14 protein-coding genes are annotated in these 16223 nt (G+C 62.2%); 7 read left to right on the forward strand and 7 right to left on the reverse strand.

Translation table 11 applies throughout. The annotated features are described in order from the left end of the window. Positions 1-7 precede the first annotated feature (7 nt). From EJ073_RS20360 to EJ073_RS20370, 3 genes are all read right to left on the reverse strand, one after another. Positions 8-844, reverse strand: a complete 837-nt coding sequence (locus tag EJ073_RS20360; RefSeq protein ID WP_126057344.1) for a carbohydrate ABC transporter permease — start codon at positions 842-844, stop codon at positions 8-10. Next, positions 841-1701 carry a sugar ABC transporter permease gene (locus tag EJ073_RS20365; protein ID WP_126057345.1) on the reverse strand — a complete coding sequence of 287 codons (861 nt, stop codon included), beginning with the start codon at positions 1699-1701 and terminating at the stop codon, positions 841-843. The genes EJ073_RS20360 and EJ073_RS20365 overlap by 4 nt, the downstream gene beginning before the upstream one ends. Before the next feature lie 158 nt (positions 1702-1859). Then, the gene (locus tag EJ073_RS20370) at positions 1860-3128 is read right to left on the reverse strand and encodes an ABC transporter substrate-binding protein (protein ID WP_126057346.1); all 1269 of its coding nucleotides are present in this window, start codon (positions 3126-3128) and stop codon (positions 1860-1862) included. 106 nt (positions 3129-3234) lie between these two features. Between EJ073_RS20370 and EJ073_RS20375 the strand changes: the two genes are divergently transcribed. The 5 genes from EJ073_RS20375 (at position 3235) to EJ073_RS20395 (ending at position 9107) form a co-directional block, all read left to right on the forward strand. Next, on the forward strand, positions 3235-4101 hold the full coding sequence (locus EJ073_RS20375) for a helix-turn-helix domain-containing protein (RefSeq protein ID WP_126057347.1): 867 nt from the start codon (positions 3235-3237) through the stop codon (positions 4099-4101). Positions 4102-4278: 177 nt separating this feature from the next. Further along, positions 4279-5250, forward strand: a complete 972-nt coding sequence (locus EJ073_RS20380) for a sugar ABC transporter substrate-binding protein (RefSeq protein WP_126057348.1) — start codon at positions 4279-4281, stop codon at positions 5248-5250. 147 nt (positions 5251-5397) lie between these two features. Then, positions 5398-6900 (forward strand): sugar ABC transporter ATP-binding protein, encoded by a 1503-nt coding sequence (locus EJ073_RS20385; RefSeq protein ID WP_126057349.1) that lies wholly within the window; start codon positions 5398-5400, stop codon positions 6898-6900. Then, positions 6897-7913, forward strand: a complete 1017-nt coding sequence (locus EJ073_RS20390) for an ABC transporter permease (RefSeq protein WP_126057350.1) — start codon at positions 6897-6899, stop codon at positions 7911-7913. Before EJ073_RS20385 ends, EJ073_RS20390 begins: the two co-directional genes overlap by 4 nt. A 192-nt stretch (positions 7914-8105) precedes the next feature. Then, a complete protein-coding gene (locus EJ073_RS20395) occupies positions 8106-9107 on the forward strand; it encodes a substrate-binding domain-containing protein (RefSeq protein ID WP_126057351.1) in 1002 nt (333 codons plus the stop codon). Positions 9108-9276: 169 nt separating this feature from the next. On the opposite strand, the gene EJ073_RS20400 is transcribed toward EJ073_RS20395, so the two are convergent. Further along, positions 9277-10335 (reverse strand): ornithine cyclodeaminase, encoded by a 1059-nt coding sequence (locus EJ073_RS20400; protein ID WP_126057352.1) that lies wholly within the window; start codon positions 10333-10335, stop codon positions 9277-9279. Positions 10336-10337: 2 nt separating this feature from the next. After that, positions 10338-11270, reverse strand: a complete 933-nt coding sequence (gene rocF, locus EJ073_RS20405) for an arginase (RefSeq protein ID WP_126057353.1) — start codon at positions 11268-11270, stop codon at positions 10338-10340. A gap of 131 nt (positions 11271-11401) precedes the next feature. On the opposite strand from rocF, the gene EJ073_RS20410 reads away from it, so the two are divergent. After that, on the forward strand, positions 11402-11842 hold the full coding sequence (locus EJ073_RS20410; protein WP_126057354.1) for an Lrp/AsnC family transcriptional regulator: 441 nt from the start codon (positions 11402-11404) through the stop codon (positions 11840-11842). Between the two features lie 73 nt (positions 11843-11915). On the opposite strand, the gene EJ073_RS20415 is transcribed toward EJ073_RS20410, so the two are convergent. Continuing rightward, the gene (locus EJ073_RS20415; protein ID WP_126057355.1) at positions 11916-13166 is read right to left on the reverse strand and encodes a YcaO-like family protein; all 1251 of its coding nucleotides are present in this window, start codon (positions 13164-13166) and stop codon (positions 11916-11918) included. A 77-nt stretch (positions 13167-13243) separates the two neighbouring features. On the opposite strand from EJ073_RS20415, the gene EJ073_RS20420 reads away from it, so the two are divergent. Continuing rightward, positions 13244-15706 carry an adenylate/guanylate cyclase domain-containing protein gene (locus EJ073_RS20420; RefSeq protein WP_126057356.1) on the forward strand — a complete coding sequence of 821 codons (2463 nt, stop codon included), beginning with the start codon at positions 13244-13246 and terminating at the stop codon, positions 15704-15706. Between the two features lie 13 nt (positions 15707-15719). Here EJ073_RS20420 and EJ073_RS20425 read toward each other — a convergent pair whose 3' ends face one another. After that, positions 15720-16214 (reverse strand): hypothetical protein, encoded by a 495-nt coding sequence (locus tag EJ073_RS20425; protein ID WP_126057357.1) that lies wholly within the window; start codon positions 16212-16214, stop codon positions 15720-15722. Between the last annotated feature and the right edge of the window lie 9 nt (positions 16215-16223).

The raw sequence follows: 16223 nt of genomic DNA on the forward strand, positions 1-16223 counted from the left end.
CCCTTTCCTACTTGACGGCGCCGGCGGCGATGCCGGCGATGAAATGACGCTGCAGGAGTACGAAGACGACGAGCATCGGCACGGTCAGCATGACGGCGCCGGCCATGATGCCGCCCCACGACACCTTGGTCAGGCCGATCAGCGTGCCGAGCGCCACCGGTGCGGTCATCGAACCGGGCTGGCTGTTGATCAGCAGCGGCCAGAGATAGTTGTTCCACGAGGCGAGGAAGAGGATGATGGCGAGCGCGGCCAGCATCGGCCGCGCCAAGGGCAGCGCGACGAACAGGAAGATGCGCCACTCCTTGACGCCCTCGACCCGGGCGGCGTCGAACAGATCTGCCGGCATCATCGAGAAGGCCTGCCGCATGAAGAGCACGCCGAGCGAATTGAACAGCGGCGGCACGATCAGCGCGATCCAGGTGTTGGCGAGCTGGAAGTCGCGCGCCACCATGATGAACTGCGGGATCAGCACCACCGAATAGGGCAGTGTGATGGTGCCGAGGATGATCGCCACCACCGCGCCCTTGCCGACAAACTGGTAGCGCGCCAGCGCCCAGCCGGCCATCGAGGTAAGCAGCACCGACAGGAAGGTGTAGGTCACCGCCACCGAAACCGAGATGCCGATGGCGCCGACGAAATTGGTGTCGCGCTGCAGATTGTTGACATTGTCGATGAAATTGTCGTGCGGCAGAAGCTCGATGCCGGGGCTGAAGATGCCGTTGTCGGGCATGGTCGAGAACACCACCATCATCCACAGCGGAAACAGCCAGATCACCGCCAGCGGCGTCAGGAAGAGATGCAGTGCGATTGCGCGACCGAGCCGGCTTTGCGAGCGCGAGGTCATTTCGGGTCCCTCGTCAGCCAGAGCTGCACCAGGGTGATGGCGATGGCGAGCCCCGCCATGGTGTAGGCGACGGCCGAGGCGTAGCCGAAATTCAGCGAGCGGAAGCCCTGGCGGTAGAGCAACAGGCCGAGCGTCTCGGTGCCGCCGCCGGGGCCGCCGCGTTCGGTGATCAGGAACGGCTCGGTGAACAGCTGCATGGTGCCGATGATCGACAGCACGGCGCAGAAGACGATGATCGGCTTCAACAGCGGCAGGGTGATGTAGAAGAACTGCTTGACCTTGCTGACGCGGTCGAGCGTGGCCGCCTCATAGACATCGTCCGGGATGGACTGCAGGCCGGCCAGCAGAATGATGGCGTTGTAGCCGGCCCAGCGCCAGGTCACCGCGATCATGATCAGCGCCATCGCCGGGGTGACGTTGGAGAACCAGTCGACGCTGGGCAGGCCGACGCTGTTCAAGAGCTTGTTGATGATGCCGAAATTGAGGTTGAACATCAGCCGGAACACCGCCGAATAGGCGACCTCGCCGACCACCACCGGGGCGAAGAAGGCGAAGCGGTAGAGGCCGCGGACTTTCAGCAGTGGCGAATTCAACAGCACCGCCATGACGATGGCCAGCGAGATCATCACCGGCACCTGGATGACCAGGATGAGCAGCGTGTTCTTCAGCGCGTTGTAGAAGGCCGGGTCGCCGATCAGCCGGCCCCAGTTGAAGGTCGGCGCGAAGCGCCACGGCACGGTGCGCGTCGCCTGGAAGGAGATCAGGAACGAGCTGATGATCGGCCAGACCCAGAAGATGGAAAAGATCAGCAGATAGGGCGTGAGGAAACGGTAAGCCGTGGCGTTCTGATGGCGCATCGTTTCCTCCCTTTCTGTTTCCTGTCGCGCCTTCTTGATGGGCGCAGTGTTACGCTTGGGGTTTTGCGAAAGCAGCGCCAATTGTTGATCTTGGCGCTGCCCCTCATCCGCCCTTCGGGCACCTTCTCCCCGTTAACGGGAAGAAGGAAACTGGCTGACTACTTCACCGGCAGGCCGGTCGCCGAGGCGATCTGGTTGGCGGCGTCGTCGAGCGCCGCCTTGGCGTCCGGATAGCCGCCGCCCAGATATTTGGTCTGCACCGCGCGCATGATGAGCTCGGCATCGCTCTGGAATTGAGTGCCGCGGCTCGGCACCACCTTGGGCAGGGTGGCGAGGATATCCTTCCACACCGCCTGGCCGCCCCAGTAAGGCAGGCCTTGCGAGACATAGGGGTCGTCGAGCGCCGAGATCAGCGACGGCACCAGGCCGAAATCCTTCAGCATGGTGATCTGGCCTTCATTGGTCTCCAGCGTGTATTTCAGATAGGCGTAGGCCGCTTCCTTGTTCTTCGAGGCCGAGGTGATGGCCAGCGACGAGCCGCCGAGATTGGCGGCGCGCGGGCCGTCGGCGGTCAGGCTCGGCATCGGATAGACGCCCCACTTGCCGTTTTCGCCGGCCGATTCGGTGCGGATGGTGCCCTCATACCAGCCGCCATAGACCTGGGTGGCGACGGCGCCGGCGGTGTTGTTGGTGATCTTGGTGCCCCAGTCGGCCGAGGCCATGATGCCGGCGTCCTTCATCTCCTTGATTTTGGTCAGCGTGTCGATGCATTTCGGCTGGTTGACCGTGATCGACTGGCCGTCCTCGGCGAAATAGCCGCAGCCCTGCTCGTTGGCGATCATGCGGAAGAATTCGGTGTCGCCGTTGAAATCGGCGTTGGTCATAGTGACGCCGGGATTGGCGGCCTGGATCTTCTTGCCGGCGGCGATGAAATCATCCCATGTCTTGATCGAGGCGGGGTCGACACCGGCCTTCTCATAGAAGTCGCGGCGGTAGAAGGCGGCGACCGGGCCGGAATCCCACGGCATCGCATAGGCCTTCTCGCCGACCTCGAGCTCGGTGCGCTTGAAATCGGGGAATTTCTTCTGGTCCTCGGCGGTGTAGCCCAGCGTATGCAGGTCGACGAAGCAGTCGGGGAACTGGCTCCAGTAGTTCTCGGCCTCGCCATTCTCGATCGAGACGATGTCCGGCAGACCGACGCCGCCGGCGGCGCAGCCGGCAATCGACTTGTCATAGGTCGGCTGGTTGCCGAGATCCTCGACGGTCACCTTGATGTCGGGGTATTTCTTGTTGAAGCCGGCGACGGTGGCCTTCAGCGACGAAGCCGCGATGTTCCAGCTCCAGATCGTGATTTCGCCGGATTGCGCCATGGCCGGGCCGGAGCCCAGGGCAAGCGCGAGCGCGGCGCAGGTCAGTGTGGTGCGCATTGAACTCCTCCCATTTCATTTGCTCTCTCACAGTGAGCGTGGCTAGATTATGCGGCGCGGAAGGCTTGTCCCGGACAAAGGGAAAAGAAAATTGGCGGAAAGTAAGATGCCGGAACGGCCGTTCTACCAGCCTGGCGCCAGCAGCGTGGAAGGCATGCCGCTGATGCTGCAGATGTTCCACACACAGCCGCTGGTTATGCTCAAGCCGCATTGGCACGCGCAGGTGGAAGTCAATTTCATCGTGCGCGGCAGCGTGCACTACTTGATGAATGATCACGAGATCTCGCTGTCGGCCGGCGAGATGTGCCTGTTCTGGGGCGGCCTGCCGCACCAGATGGACGATCTCAGTGACGATGCCGTCTATGCCGGGGCGCATTTGCCGCTGGTGCATTTCTTCCGGCTGCATCTACCCACCGATGTCCGGCACCGGCTGATGACGGGCGCCACGCTGGTGACGTCGGCCACCGACCAGGCCGACAACCACAATTTCGAGCGCTGGAACAGCTACGCCCGCTCGGGCGACGCGGCCAAAGCCGAGCATGCGGTGAACGAGCTGCTGCTGCGGCTGGAGCGGGTGCGGTTCGAACCCTACCGGCTTGTTTCGAGGGTTCCCGCCGCACATTCGGCGGGCAGCCCCTTCGACCAGCAGTCGTCGCGCAACGTCGGGCGCATGTGCGACTTCATCGCCGAGAATTTCCTCTATGAGATCGACTGCGTCGACATAGCGGCTGTCGTCGACATCCATCCGAAATACGCCATGAGCATCTTCAAGAAGTCGACCGGGATGACGCTCAACGAGTATGTCAACCTGCTGCGGCTGAGCTATGCGCAGGCGCTCTTGATGCATGAGGACGCCAACGTGCTGCGCGTCGCCATGGATTCGGGCTTCGGCTCGCTCAGCGCCTTCAACAAGTCGTTCCGCAAGCTCGCCGGCATGTCGCCCTCCGATTTCCGCAGGGCGGGTGTCAAATAGCGGACGTCCCGCCAGTGTGCCGCGTGTTCCGATTGGCAAGCCGCCCTCGTTGATGTGGCGGTGATCTGGGCGAGTGCCACAAGCCTTCTTACGGATTGACATCCGCCAAACTCCCGCACTAACCTGTTGCGTAATCGGTTACGTAACCGATTACGGCTCAATCAAGTGGAGGAAAACATGAGCAAGGATCCAAACGCGCTTGGTCTCGACCTGGGCCAGTTCTCGCGTCGTCAGTTCCTCAAAAGCAGCGCATTGGCCGCGGGCGCCCTGGCGCTGCCGCTCGGCCCGGCGCTCGCCGCCGACAAGCCCAAGGTCGGCCTGGTCATGAAGTCGCTCGCCAACGAGTTCTTCAAGCAGATGCAGGCTGGAGCCGAGGAGTACGCGGCCAAGAACAAGGACAAGTTCGATTTCGCCGCCGTCGGCATGAAGGACGAGCGCGACTTCGCCGCGCAGGTCGATGCCATCGAGAATTTTATCACCCAGAACTTCAACGTCATCGTCGTCGCACCCGCCGATTCGAAGGCCATGGTGACGCCGATCGCCAAGGCGCTGAAGGCCGGCATCAAGGTCATCAACATCGACGTCGCGCTCGATGCCGAAGCCAAGAAGAAGGCCGGCATCGACCTCGCCTTCTTCGGTCCGGATAACCGCGCCGGCGCCAAGCTCGCCGGCGATGCGCTGGGCAAGGCGTTGGGCAAGGGCGGCAAGGTGGTCATCCTCGAGGGCAATCCGGAAGCCGACAACGCCAAGGAGCGCAAGCTCGGCTTCGACGATGCGGTGAAGGAGCACGGCCTCGATCTGCTCGACTCGAAGACGGCGCATTGGGAGACCGAGGAAGCCAACACGTTGATGACCAACTTCATGACCCAGTACCCCGACATCCAGGGCGTGATGGCGGCCAACGATTCGATGGCGCTCGGCGTCGTCAAGGCGATCGACGCGGCCGGCAAGTCCGGCCAGATCAAGGTGGTCGGCTTCGACAACATCCCGGCGGTCGGGCCGTTGCTGAAGGAAGGCAAGATGCTGGCCACGGTCGAACAGTATGGCGCGCAGATGGCGGCCCTCGGCATCGACTACGGCCTGCGCGAGCTCGCCGGCGAGAAGTTCTCCGGCTGGGTCAAGACCGACATCAAGCTGGTCACCGCCTGAGGCAGCGCAACGGCGCCAGCATCTCAAATGCTGGCGCCGTCGCTCCGCCCCGCACGCCTTGTCATCGCCGCCCGGCAATTCCGGCGGCGATGACCGCGCGCTCCTGCCGGATTATGCGGTAGAAGAGCGCAATCAGGATCATGCCGCATGGACGACGTCATTCTTTCCCTTGAAGGGGTCGGGAAGATTTTCCCCGGCGCCGTCGCGCTGAGCGATGTGTCGCTGTCGATCGCGCGCGGCGAAACCCACATCATCCTGGGCGAGAACGGTGCCGGCAAGTCGACGCTGATCAAGCTTTTGGCCGGCATCTACCGGCCGGACGGCGGCGCGATCGCCTTCAACGGCGCGCCATATCAGCCGAAGACGCCGCACGATGCGCAGCAGAGCGGCATCCGCATCGTGCATCAGGAGCTCAACCTGCTGCCCTATCTCAGCATCGCCGAGAATTTGATGCTGGAAAGCCTGCCGCGCCGTCGCTTCGGCATCGTCGACGGCAAGGCGCTCAACCGGCGCGCCTTGGCCCTGCTCAAGGAGGTCGGGCTCGACATCGATCCAAGGACGCGCGTCGAGGCGCTCGGCGTCGCGCAGATGCAACTGGTCGAGATCGCCAAGGCGCTGAGCTATGACAGCAAGCTTCTCGTCCTCGATGAACCGACGGCGACGCTGACGCCACCGGAAATCGAGCGTCTCTTCGCCATCATCAAGCGGCTGAAGGCCAGGGGCGTTACTATCATTTATATCTCCCACCGCCTGCACGAGGTGTTCGAGATCGGCGACCGGGTCACCGTGCTGCGCAACGGCAGGCTGGTCGCGACCCGCGACCTGCAAGGCCTCACCGTTCCGGACCTTGTGCGCATGATGATCGGCCGCGACATCGCCGACGAATACAGCTTCGATGCCGCGATCGTGCCGGGCAAGGTCGCGCTCAGCATCAGCAACCTGAAGCGCGACGCCACGACACCGGCGATTTCCTTCGATGTGCGACATGGCGAGATCCTCGGCGTCGCCGGACTGGTCGGCAGCGGCCGGACGGAAGCCATGCGGGCGCTGTTCGGGGCCGATCCGAAACTTGACGGCGTCGTCGCCATCGACGGCAGGCCAGTGGCGATCACGGCGCCCAAGGATGCGGTGCGGCATGGCTTGAGCCTGCTGACCGAAGACCGCAAGGGGCAGGGCCTGCTTCTCGACCTGCCGGTCGACAAGAACATCACCATCACCGATCTCGGCAAGGTCTCGCGCCATGGGCTGGTCAACCGCAGGGCCGAAGCCGCGGCGGCCACCGACCTGGTAGGCCAGCTGCGCGTCAAGGCAAGCTCGATCGAGCAGGCGGTGCGCAACCTTTCGGGCGGCAACCAGCAGAAGGTGGTGCTGGCCAAATGGCTGTTCCGCGGCACCTCGACGCTGATCCTCGACGAGCCGACGCGCGGCGTCGACATCGGCGCGCGGCGCGAGATCTATCAGCTCCTGTGGATGCTGGCGGCGGCGCAGAAAGGCATCATCATGGTGTCGTCCGACCTGCCCGAGCTGATGGGCATGTGCCACCGCATCATCGTCTTTTCCAAGAACAGAATAGTCGGCGAGGTGCCGCGCGCCGAATTCGACCAGGAGCGCATCCTGTCGCTCGCCTATCAGGAGTATGTGAGACCATGAGCGAGACGTCCGAGGCTGTCGTGTCGGCGCCTGTTTCCCCCGGCAGGGCGAAATTCCTGCGCTTTCTCATCCGCGACGCCGGCGTGCTCCTGGCGCTGGTGCTGATTACGATCTTCTTCTCCATCAGCGCGCCCTATTTCGCCACGCCGGGCAACGCGCTCAAGATCTTCGTTCAGATCGCCATCAACACGGTTCTGGCCGCGGGCATGACCTTCGTCATCCTCACCGGCGGCATCGACCTTTCGGTCGGCTCGGTGCTGGCGCTCTGCACGGTGGTGGGCGCCACCATCATGATCAACGAGAGCCTGTCGCCGGCGGCGGCGATCACGCTGGCGCTCATCGCCTGCATGGCGACCGGTGCTGCCTGCGGCTTCCTCAACGGCTGGATTTCGACGCGCTGGAAGATTCCGTCCTTCATCGTCACGCTCGGCATGCTCAACATGGCCGCGGGCGCGGCCCGCGTGGTCAGCGACAATTCGACCATCACCGGCCTGCCGCAAAGCTTCGTCGATTTCGGCAATCTGATCATCGGCGGCTTCCTGCCCTCGATCTTCCTTGTCGCGGTGCTGGTAATCGCGATCGGCTGGTTCGTGCTGCGCTTCACCGTCTTCGGCCGCATGATCTTCGCCGTCGGCACCAACGACGAGGCGGTGCGGCTCTCCGGCCACAATCCGGATTTCTACAAGGTGGCGGCCTTCACCATCAGCGGCCTGACCGCCGGTATCGCGGCGATGGTCTATCTGTTGCGCCTCAACATCGGCAGCCCGATCGCCGGCGTCGGCTACGAACTCAATGCGATCGCCGCCGTCATCATCGGCGGCACGAGCCTCAGCGGGGGCAAGGGCTCGATCGTCGGCACGCTGGTCGGCGCCTGTATTCTGCAGGTTCTGAGCACCGGTCTGCAGCTGCTCGGCGTCGGCGACAATTTCAAGCCGATCGTGATTGGGCTTGTCATCGTGCTCGCCGTCATCCTAGACGCATATCGGGAGAGGCTGTTGCGCAAGATACGCTAGAGCCGGATGATTTCAGGTCGAATCGACCTGAAATCTGAATCCGGCTCTAAATCAAAGAGATAGAGCATGATGTCTTCCGAAAACCGCTTCACACTTTTCGGCATCATGCACTAGGGCAATTCCAGGAAAAGTGCGTAGCGGTTTTCCGTCCGGAATTGCGTGGGAAATGTAGGAGCGGTGGGACCAGGGGCCATGACAACGATTGCCGATGTCGCGCGCTATGCGGGAGTGTCCGTCGCAACGGTCTCGCATGTGATGAATCGCACGCGCCATGTCGAGCCGGAGACGGCCGAGCGCGTGCGCGCGGCGATCGCGGCGCTGCGCTACAGCCCGAATTCGCTGGCGCGAAGCCTCAGGCGCGGCGAGACCAAGACCATCGGCCTGCTTCTGCCGGACAACTCCAACCCGTTCTTCGCCAGCGTCGCGCGCCAGATCGAGGATGCCGGGTTCGTCGCCGGCTATACGGTGATCCTGTGCAACTCCGACGGCAGCGCCGAAAAGGAAGAGCGCTATCTTTCGGTGCTGATGGCCAAGCAGATCGACGGGCTGATCTTTGCCGGCTCGTCCGACCACGCGCGGGTGTTCTCGCGTCTGTTGCCAGATGTGCCGGCGGTGCTGCTCGACCGCGAGATCCATTCCGTCAACGTCGATTCCGTGCTGGTCGACCACGATCACGGCGGCTATCTCGCCGGCCGGCACCTGGTCGGGCTCGGGCACAAGCGGATCGGCGTCATCGGCGGCCCGCGCGATTCGAGCTCCAGCCCGGCCCGCCTGCGCGGCTTCACCCGGGCGCTGGGGGAAGCAGGCGTCGACCTGCCTGCCTCAGCAGTGGTCGATTCTGATTATCATTTCGCCGGCGGCCGGCTGGCTATGGAGCGGCTGCTAACGCAGGCGCCCGACATCACGGCGGTATTCGCCTGCAACGACCTGATGGCCATGGGCGCCATCACCGCGCTGCGTTCGCGCGGATTGCGCGTTCCCGACGACATGTCGCTGGTCGGCTTCGACGACATCCCCTACGCCGTCACCACCTGGCCGCCGTTGACGACGATCGCGCAGCCGGTGGAGAAGATCGGAACGCGGGCAGTGAGCCTGCTGCTGGAACGTCTCGGCGAGCCGGCCGCGCCGTCGCGACGGGAAGTCCTGACGCCTGTCCTCGTCGAACGCGAAAGCTGCGCGCCGTTGCGCGGGTAGCGCGTAATCTCCCCCCTTGAGGGGGAGATGTCGCCGAAGGCGACAGAGGGGGTCGCTGCGCATGAAGCGCCAACCTCCATCTGCACAAGCAGGCCGAGCCCAGTCGAACCGACCCCCTCTGGCCTGCCGGCCATCTCCCCCTCAAGGGGGGAGATACGTGCTCATTCCCTCAAGCCGCCGGCTGCAAACCTGCCCTCAAAAGCATGCCGAACAGGTCGCGCGGCTCGTCGGGATCGGCGAGCAGGTCTAGCTCCTCATAGAGGCCGGTGGCCTGCAACTGGTCGCGAACATAGCGCAGCGCGGAAAAATCCTCCGTTGCGAAGCCGACGGAATCGAACAGCGTGACCTGCTCCGGCGCCCTGCGGCCTTGCGCCTTGCCGGTCATCACCTGCCACAGCTCGGTCACCGGATGGTCGGCGTCGAGCTGCTGGATTTCGCCCTCGATGCGCGTCTGCGGCGGAAACTCGACGAAGATGTCGGAGCGCAACAGGATGTCGCGATGCAGTTCCGTCTTGCCGGGGCAGTCGCCGCCGACGGCGTTGATGTGGACGCCGGAGCCGACCATGTTGTCGGTGAGAATGGTGGCGTACTGCTTGTCGGCGGTCACCGTGGTGATGATGTCGACACCTTCCACCGCATCCTGCCCGGTGGCGCAGATGGTGATGTCAAAACCCTTGCCGGCAAGGTTGCGGGCGCATTTTTCCGAAGCCTGGCGATCGATGTCGTAGAGCCGCAGCCTGTCGATGCCGAGCAGCGCCTTGAAGGCGATGGCCTGGAATTCGGACTGGGCGCCGTTGCCGATGATGGCCATGGCGCGCGAACCCTTCGGCGCCAGATATTTGGCCGCGACGGCGGAAGTGGCGGCGGTGCGCAGCGCCGTCAGGATGGTCATCTCGGTCAGCAGCATCGGATAGCCGGAGCCGACATCGGCCAGCACGCCGAAGGCGGTGACCGTCTGGCGGCCCTCGCGCATGTTCTTCGGATGGCCGTTGACGTATTTGAAGCCGTACATCTTGCCGTCGCTGGTCGGCATCAGCTCGATGACGCCGTCATGGCTGTGCGAGGCGATGCGCGGCGTCTTGTCGAACAGCTCCCAGCGGCGGAAATCCTCCTCGATATAGGCGGCGAGCTCGGTGAGAAAGCGCTCGACGCCGATGGCGAGCACCAGCTTCATCATGCGGTCGACGCTGACGAAGGGGACAATGGCAAGGCGGGACGGTTGGGTCATGATCAGAGGCTTCCGGAATGGCTGCGGGTCGGGCGGTCCATGATGCGACGGCCCATCAGGCTGGCGGTGAGGTCGACCATCAGGGTGGCGGTCCGGCCGCGCTCGTCGAGGAACGGGTTGAGCTCGACCAGGTCGAGGCTGGAAACCAGCCCGCTGTCGGACAGCATCTCCATCACCAGATGCGCCTCGCGGAAGGTGGCGCCACCGGGCACGGTGGTGCCGACGGCCGGCGCGATCGACGGGTCGAGGAAATCGACATCGAGGCTGACATGCAGCAGGCCGTTTTCCTGCTCGACCTTGGCCAGGAAGGCGCGCAGCAAAGGCGCAATGCCATGCTCGTCGATAGTGCGCATGTCATGCACGGTGACGCCCGCCTCGTTCAGCGCGCGGCGCTCGGCCGGATCGACGCTGCGCAGGCCCATGGCGCAGATGCGGGCAGGATCGACCGCTTGCGGCAGGTCGGGAAAGTAGCCGTTGAAGCCGGGGCGACCGCTGGCATAGGCGAGCGGCACGCCATGCAGATTGCCGCTGGTGGTGGTGTCGAGGGTGTGAAAATCCGGATGCGCGTCGAGCCACAGCACGAAGAGCGGCCGGCCAAGCTCCGCGGCCCGGCGGGCGACACCGGATACGGTGCCGGCGGAGATCGAATGGTCGCCACCAAGGAAGATCGGCATGGCTTCCCGGGAAGCCGCGTAAGCGGTCTCGGCGATCGCCGCCGTCCAGGCGGAAATCTCCGGCAGCGCTTTCAGCGCGAGATTGCCGTGAACGACGGCGCGTCCCTCAGCCTTCTCTACAGTGCCCCAGTCCTCGACCTGGTGGCCGAGTTCCGCCAGCACCGAGACCAGCCCGGCCGTGCGCAACGCGCTCGGCCCCATCTCGCATCCCATCCTGCCCGCACCGTCCTGCACCGGCGCGCCAACGATCCTGCAGCGCATGATTCTTTCCGTCCTTGCGATTGATCGCAGGAGTGAACCATCATCCGGTGGCGGATTGAACAGGCGAAATTGGCATTTCGAAAAGGCTGATCTATCATATTGGACATATAGTTTGATCGAAATGGAAAATCATGGATACGCTTGACGAAAGGCTGGTGACGCTGCTGAGGCACGATGCGCGGCGCAGCGTCTCCGATCTCGCGGTCGACCTCGGCGTTTCGCGCGCGACGGTGCGATCGCGCATGGAGCGGCTGGAGAAAGCGGGCGAGATCATCGGCTACACGGTGGTGCTGCGCGCCGACGCGGTCGACCAGCGCATGCGCGGCGTCATGATGATCGAGATCGAGGGCCACGCAGCGGACCGTGTGATCAGGGCGCTGGGCGGCTTCCCCGAGGTTTCCACCATCCACACCACCAACGGCCGCTGGGACCTGGTGGTCGAACTCGGAACCGCGTCGCTCACCGATTTCGACGCCGTGCTGCGGCGGATACGGCTGATCCCCGGCATAACGGGGAGCGAAACCAGCCTGCTGCTGGCGACACCGAGGACGACGCGGGCGCGGCTGGCGTAGGTCGAAGCAAAAGCCGCAACGCCGACACCGAGGCGTCAGTCCCCAGAAAGCGAAAAGGCCGCGGGCCTTGGAACTAAATCAAAAGCAGCGGCTGGTCGGCTGGCGAACCGGCGCCGCAGCTTAGATCGCGGGCATCGGGAGCCAGGAGACGGGCTGGTGCGAACCGTGGCTTGTAATGACAAAGCAGGGTCGATAAAGCGCGAAACACGGGAATGCCGAATTCCGCGCGTGTCATTTCGGCAAACCACAAATCGATTCCTCTGTGCGCCAAGGCGTTGAGTACGTCTGACAGGTCACGCTCGCCCGCAGGAGGAGATCGATTTGGCGCGACCTGTTGGATCGAGGCCATGTTCAGAGGTGGGGTCGTCATTGAGACTTTCTCTCGCCATCGCCGCCAACCGCCAGCATTGTCACCAAGCGCTCGCGCAGCCCCGAGCGAAATTTCCATCTGAAGCATTTCCGTCAACGCGGCCGTGGCTGCCAATTGGAGGCTTTGGCCAGCAGAAAAGCCTAGCGAGACGTCCTTGCCGTCCGGTTCTGCTGAAGCGGCGGCCACCACCGGGATGTCGATATCAGAGGTGATATCGAAGAGCCAGGTTCGACGTCCGCGATGCAATAGCCAGTCGACAAGCGTATCGATGCCGATGAGACAGGACAAATCAATGATTTGGCGCTGCCTTCTTCCATACCACCATCTACCGGTAGCATCCCTCTCAACCAGTTCCAGGATGGCCGCCAGTTTCGCAGCGTCCGCGGTGGTCCCTGCCGCGCACCCATTGCTGTCGCCGATCGCTACCGCGGCCTCATCGCCGGCCTCTCGACGTCCTATGAAGGCGAAGTCTGCGGGTATGAACGCCCCATCGCCGCCAAATGCATCCTCAACCCTAAGCCAATCCAGCACCGCAGATTGATGCCGGATCGGAGGTCGCCAGTCGAAGCCGGTGTTTTCTCTATTCCACGCAGCGCGGGCTACGATCTGATCTGGACTGAAGCCATTCAGGCTTTCAGGTGCGATTGCCGCCGGTCCGATCTCGTCGGCCGTAGCGGTGATCACCGGCTCGTCACCCCACGAGCAGCAACTGAAGAGTTCCGCTGCCTCGCCGAGGCAACTCGCCCGGCAGTCGTCGATGCTCAATCCGCGACCGCTGGCCAGTCTGCCTGTTTCTGGCATTGCTGCGCGAGGCATCATTGGCAATTGCAACAAGGCATCATTCGGGATCGCGATCGCGAAGTGAACCGGAACATCCGTCACAGGCAAGTCAATCACGTTGAACAGTTCGCCGACCCTGGCGTGTTCGCAACCATTCATGAAAGCATTTGTCATGAGTGTCGTTGTGCCGTCGACTAAGCCCGCGTTGGAGAGCAGAATAGCACATTCGACAGGGCAGGCAGCGGGCGGCCATGCAAGCGCGATCGGAGCGAGCGGCACTTAGAACAATTCTGTTTGCGGATCTGGCTCAATATAGCCGGCTGACCGCCGCCGATGAACTTGGAACCCTGGATCTCGTTTCGCTCTGTTTCCAACTCTTTCAAACCCATTGCGAGGAATTCGGCGCAGAGTTCATAAAGACGACCGGCGATGGGGTCCTGATCTTGTTTGACGGTGTATCGAGCGCCATCGACTACGCCATTTTCATGCAGGGTACCCTGGCCGATCTCCTGGACAAGAGACCGTTTTACAGTCGGTTCCGGATCGGACTGCATATTGGAGAGGTTCATCGTCGTGACGGCGATGTGTTCGGCCATGCAATAAACGTTGCTGCCCGGGTACAGACGATGGCCGAGCCGGGCGGCGTGTGCGTAACGCAAGACGTCTATTGGGCGGCCCGCAACACCGCGCGGTGGCGGTTTCGTTTCGCCGGGCGGCCCGCCTTGAAGAATATGCCCGAGCCGCTGGCGCTCTACTATGTGGTTGCTTCCAACGTTGCTGATGTCCCAGACAACGGCCATCAGCGGCTGATTTCGGTCATCGATGGGCTGGGCCTTTACCGGGAAGATGGCGAAGCAATCGCATTGCGTTCCCCGAAAGCGCAGGCGCTGATCGGTTACCTTGCACTGTCCAGCAACTATCAGGAGGTGCATGACCGGCTGGCTACCTTAATTTGGCCAGAACGAAGCCAGGTAGCCGCTCGGCGCGCAATGGCGAATTGCCTGCAGATCGCGGAAAAATCAATTGCGGGCGACTCGGCGGCGGGAATTCTCAGGCGCGGAAATATTATCGGGTTAAGCCCCTCGCGCATAAGCGTCGATGTCGTTCGCATGTTGAAGGATCTTGGAGAGGGCAAGATCGACGACCTGCTCCTCAAACGATCGGATTGGTCTGAGGCGATCTTATTTGGCCTGGAAGGCACCAGCGACCTGTTCAGCGCGTGGCTAAGCGTGACCAGGCACAATTGGCGTGACCACGCATTGGAGGCCTTAGAGGCCATGCTGGAACGCTTCGAGATGTCCGAACCTGCAATGCGCAGGGCGGCAAATGCCCTATTGGTGCTCGAGCCTAGCCATGAGCGCGCTGCACGCTGTCTTATCCGCCACCATGCCGAATTGCACAACGTCGCCGCCGCAATGCGGGTTTACGAAACCCTGCGCGCATTTCTGCGTGAGCGATATCAGCTGGCGCCAAGCGTGGAAACGACAGCTTTGGCGGAAGCGCTGAAAGCTCCAGAACCGCTGTTGTCTCAGAACAAAAAGGCACGTCGGCCTGGTGGACCAGCGCCAACGCTCGCGGTTGGAAAGTTCGAGGCTCGACCCAAGAGAATCTCTCCCCTGGTCTGGGGGTTCCGCTCCGAATTAGTCGCCAACTTGTCCAAATTTCGGGAGTTCACAGTTATCGAGTTGAAGGATGGCGCGATCGAGGGTCCTGACACGGACTATCTGCTGACGGCCCAATGCGTGGACAGCCAGGATGATATGCAGTTGGTGGTCTCGGTCAGCGATCCCGGTACGAACCATGTCATTTGGAGCGAGGCATTTAGATTCTCGCTTGGAAACTGGCTGTCCTTGCAGAAGCAGGTGGTCGGAAAGATCGCTTCAACTCTGGAGGTTTACCTCTCGCATGACAGGCTGTCACGCCAGGTTAGAGGACTCCCGCAAGATCTCGGTGTTTATGATGCCTGGTTGCGCGGCGAGGATCTACTGACTCGCTGGACACCAGACGCCGACGACGAAGCCGAACGGCTATTCGAAGGCGCGATCGTTGCTGACCAGAATTTCGCTCCGGCCTACGCCAGTTTGGCCAGCATCCACAATGCGCGGCAATTCATTCGACCGGGGATTGCGGCAGATCCTTCGATAACGAAGCGGGCTGCCGAACTGGCGCAGCGCGCTGTCGCCCTCGATCCACTCGACGCGCGCAATCATTTGGTCGTTGCGTGGTCAACGGCGATGACTCGACATTTCGAACAGTCGGAAGTGCACTACGAACTAGCCGCTGAACTTAACCCCAACAGTCCAAAAACGTTGGTGTCGGCTGCTCTGGGTATGGCGTTCATGGGCCGCGTCGGTCCAGCTACTCAGTTCTTGGAGCGTGCAATGGATTTGACATCCATGTTTTTGGACTACCAGTGGTCACACATCTCGGTAATCCGCTATTTTGCCGGAGACTTCGAAGGCGCAATCGCGGCGGCCGATCGGTCCAGAAACGCAATAGTCGACACCGCCGGCTGGAAGACTGCCGCCCTGTGCAGGCTGGGAAGAACAGATGAAGCTCGCGCGGCGCTGATGCAATTGCAGGAGTCCGTTGCCGCAGCCTGGGCAGGACCTGCACCACCGACTTTGAAGGACATCTTGGACTGGTTTCTAGGCGCCTTCCCAATCAAGCGGGACGAGGATCGGCGTGATCTGGTGCAATTGATCGAGGTATGATTCCCGAACCCAATTATCTGCAGCGCCGCAGCATGATGGTTCCGAACAGATACTTCCTTACGTCGTCAGAGACGACCCCGCCTACATCGGTTATTACTTTGTCCAGGTATGACCCATTGGCAAGGATCACTGGATCTCTTGGGGCCGTAAGCCGCATGTTTTCGTTCCCGTTGCTGTCCGGCTTGTCCCTTTTTGCCTCTATTTTTAATTTTATGTAATTTCCGTTTACATTATACTTGTATTGTCCATGGCTCGGTGGATTTCCATTGTTGGTGTCTATTTCTAGAGTGTATTCTACACCGTTACTATGCGTGTATTTGCTCTTGTAAAGAGCAGCACCTGTGGAATCCTTTTCCGTGATGAGGTCATCCAGCGTCTTGATAAGGATCACGTCCGCGTCATTGTTGGGGTTTTGAGTGGCGGAGGCTATTCGATCTCCGGCCTCCTTCATTCCCTGGAACCTGTTCTCTGCGCCTTGAACCATTTTGTATACGACTATCGACGCCATGGCCTTCTC

It is taken from the genome of Mesorhizobium sp. M4B.F.Ca.ET.058.02.1.1 (genome assembly GCF_003952505.1).
In the GTDB taxonomy this organism is placed as follows: Bacteria; Pseudomonadota; Alphaproteobacteria; order Rhizobiales; family Rhizobiaceae; genus Mesorhizobium.

Excerpts from the sequence above, each read along its gene's own strand:
- EJ073_RS20360 (WP_126057344.1), bottom strand. The coding sequence starts at position 844 with ATGACCTCGCGCTCGCAAAGCCGGCTCGGTCGCGCAATCGCACTGCAT.
- EJ073_RS20365 (WP_126057345.1), bottom strand. The coding sequence starts at position 1,701 with ATGCGCCATCAGAACGCCACGGCTTACCGTTTCCTCACGCCCTATCTG.
- EJ073_RS20370 (WP_126057346.1), bottom strand. The coding sequence starts at position 3,128 with ATGCGCACCACACTGACCTGCGCCGCGCTCGCGCTTGCCCTGGGCTCC.
- EJ073_RS20375 (WP_126057347.1), top strand. The coding sequence starts at position 3,235 with ATGCCGGAACGGCCGTTCTACCAGCCTGGCGCCAGCAGCGTGGAAGGC.
- EJ073_RS20380 (WP_126057348.1), top strand. The coding sequence starts at position 4,279 with ATGAGCAAGGATCCAAACGCGCTTGGTCTCGACCTGGGCCAGTTCTCG.
- EJ073_RS20385 (WP_126057349.1), top strand. The coding sequence starts at position 5,398 with ATGGACGACGTCATTCTTTCCCTTGAAGGGGTCGGGAAGATTTTCCCC.
- EJ073_RS20390 (WP_126057350.1), top strand. The coding sequence starts at position 6,897 with ATGAGCGAGACGTCCGAGGCTGTCGTGTCGGCGCCTGTTTCCCCCGGC.
- EJ073_RS20395 (WP_126057351.1), top strand. The coding sequence starts at position 8,106 with ATGACAACGATTGCCGATGTCGCGCGCTATGCGGGAGTGTCCGTCGCA.
- EJ073_RS20400 (WP_126057352.1), bottom strand. The coding sequence starts at position 10,335 with ATGACCCAACCGTCCCGCCTTGCCATTGTCCCCTTCGTCAGCGTCGAC.
- rocF (WP_126057353.1), bottom strand. The coding sequence starts at position 11,270 with ATGCGCTGCAGGATCGTTGGCGCGCCGGTGCAGGACGGTGCGGGCAGG.
- EJ073_RS20410 (WP_126057354.1), top strand. The coding sequence starts at position 11,402 with ATGGATACGCTTGACGAAAGGCTGGTGACGCTGCTGAGGCACGATGCG.
- EJ073_RS20415 (WP_126057355.1), bottom strand. The coding sequence starts at position 13,166 with ATGACAAATGCTTTCATGAATGGTTGCGAACACGCCAGGGTCGGCGAA.
- EJ073_RS20420 (WP_126057356.1), top strand. The coding sequence starts at position 13,244 with ATGCAAGCGCGATCGGAGCGAGCGGCACTTAGAACAATTCTGTTTGCG.
- EJ073_RS20425 (WP_126057357.1), bottom strand. The coding sequence starts at position 16,214 with ATGGCGTCGATAGTCGTATACAAAATGGTTCAAGGCGCAGAGAACAGG.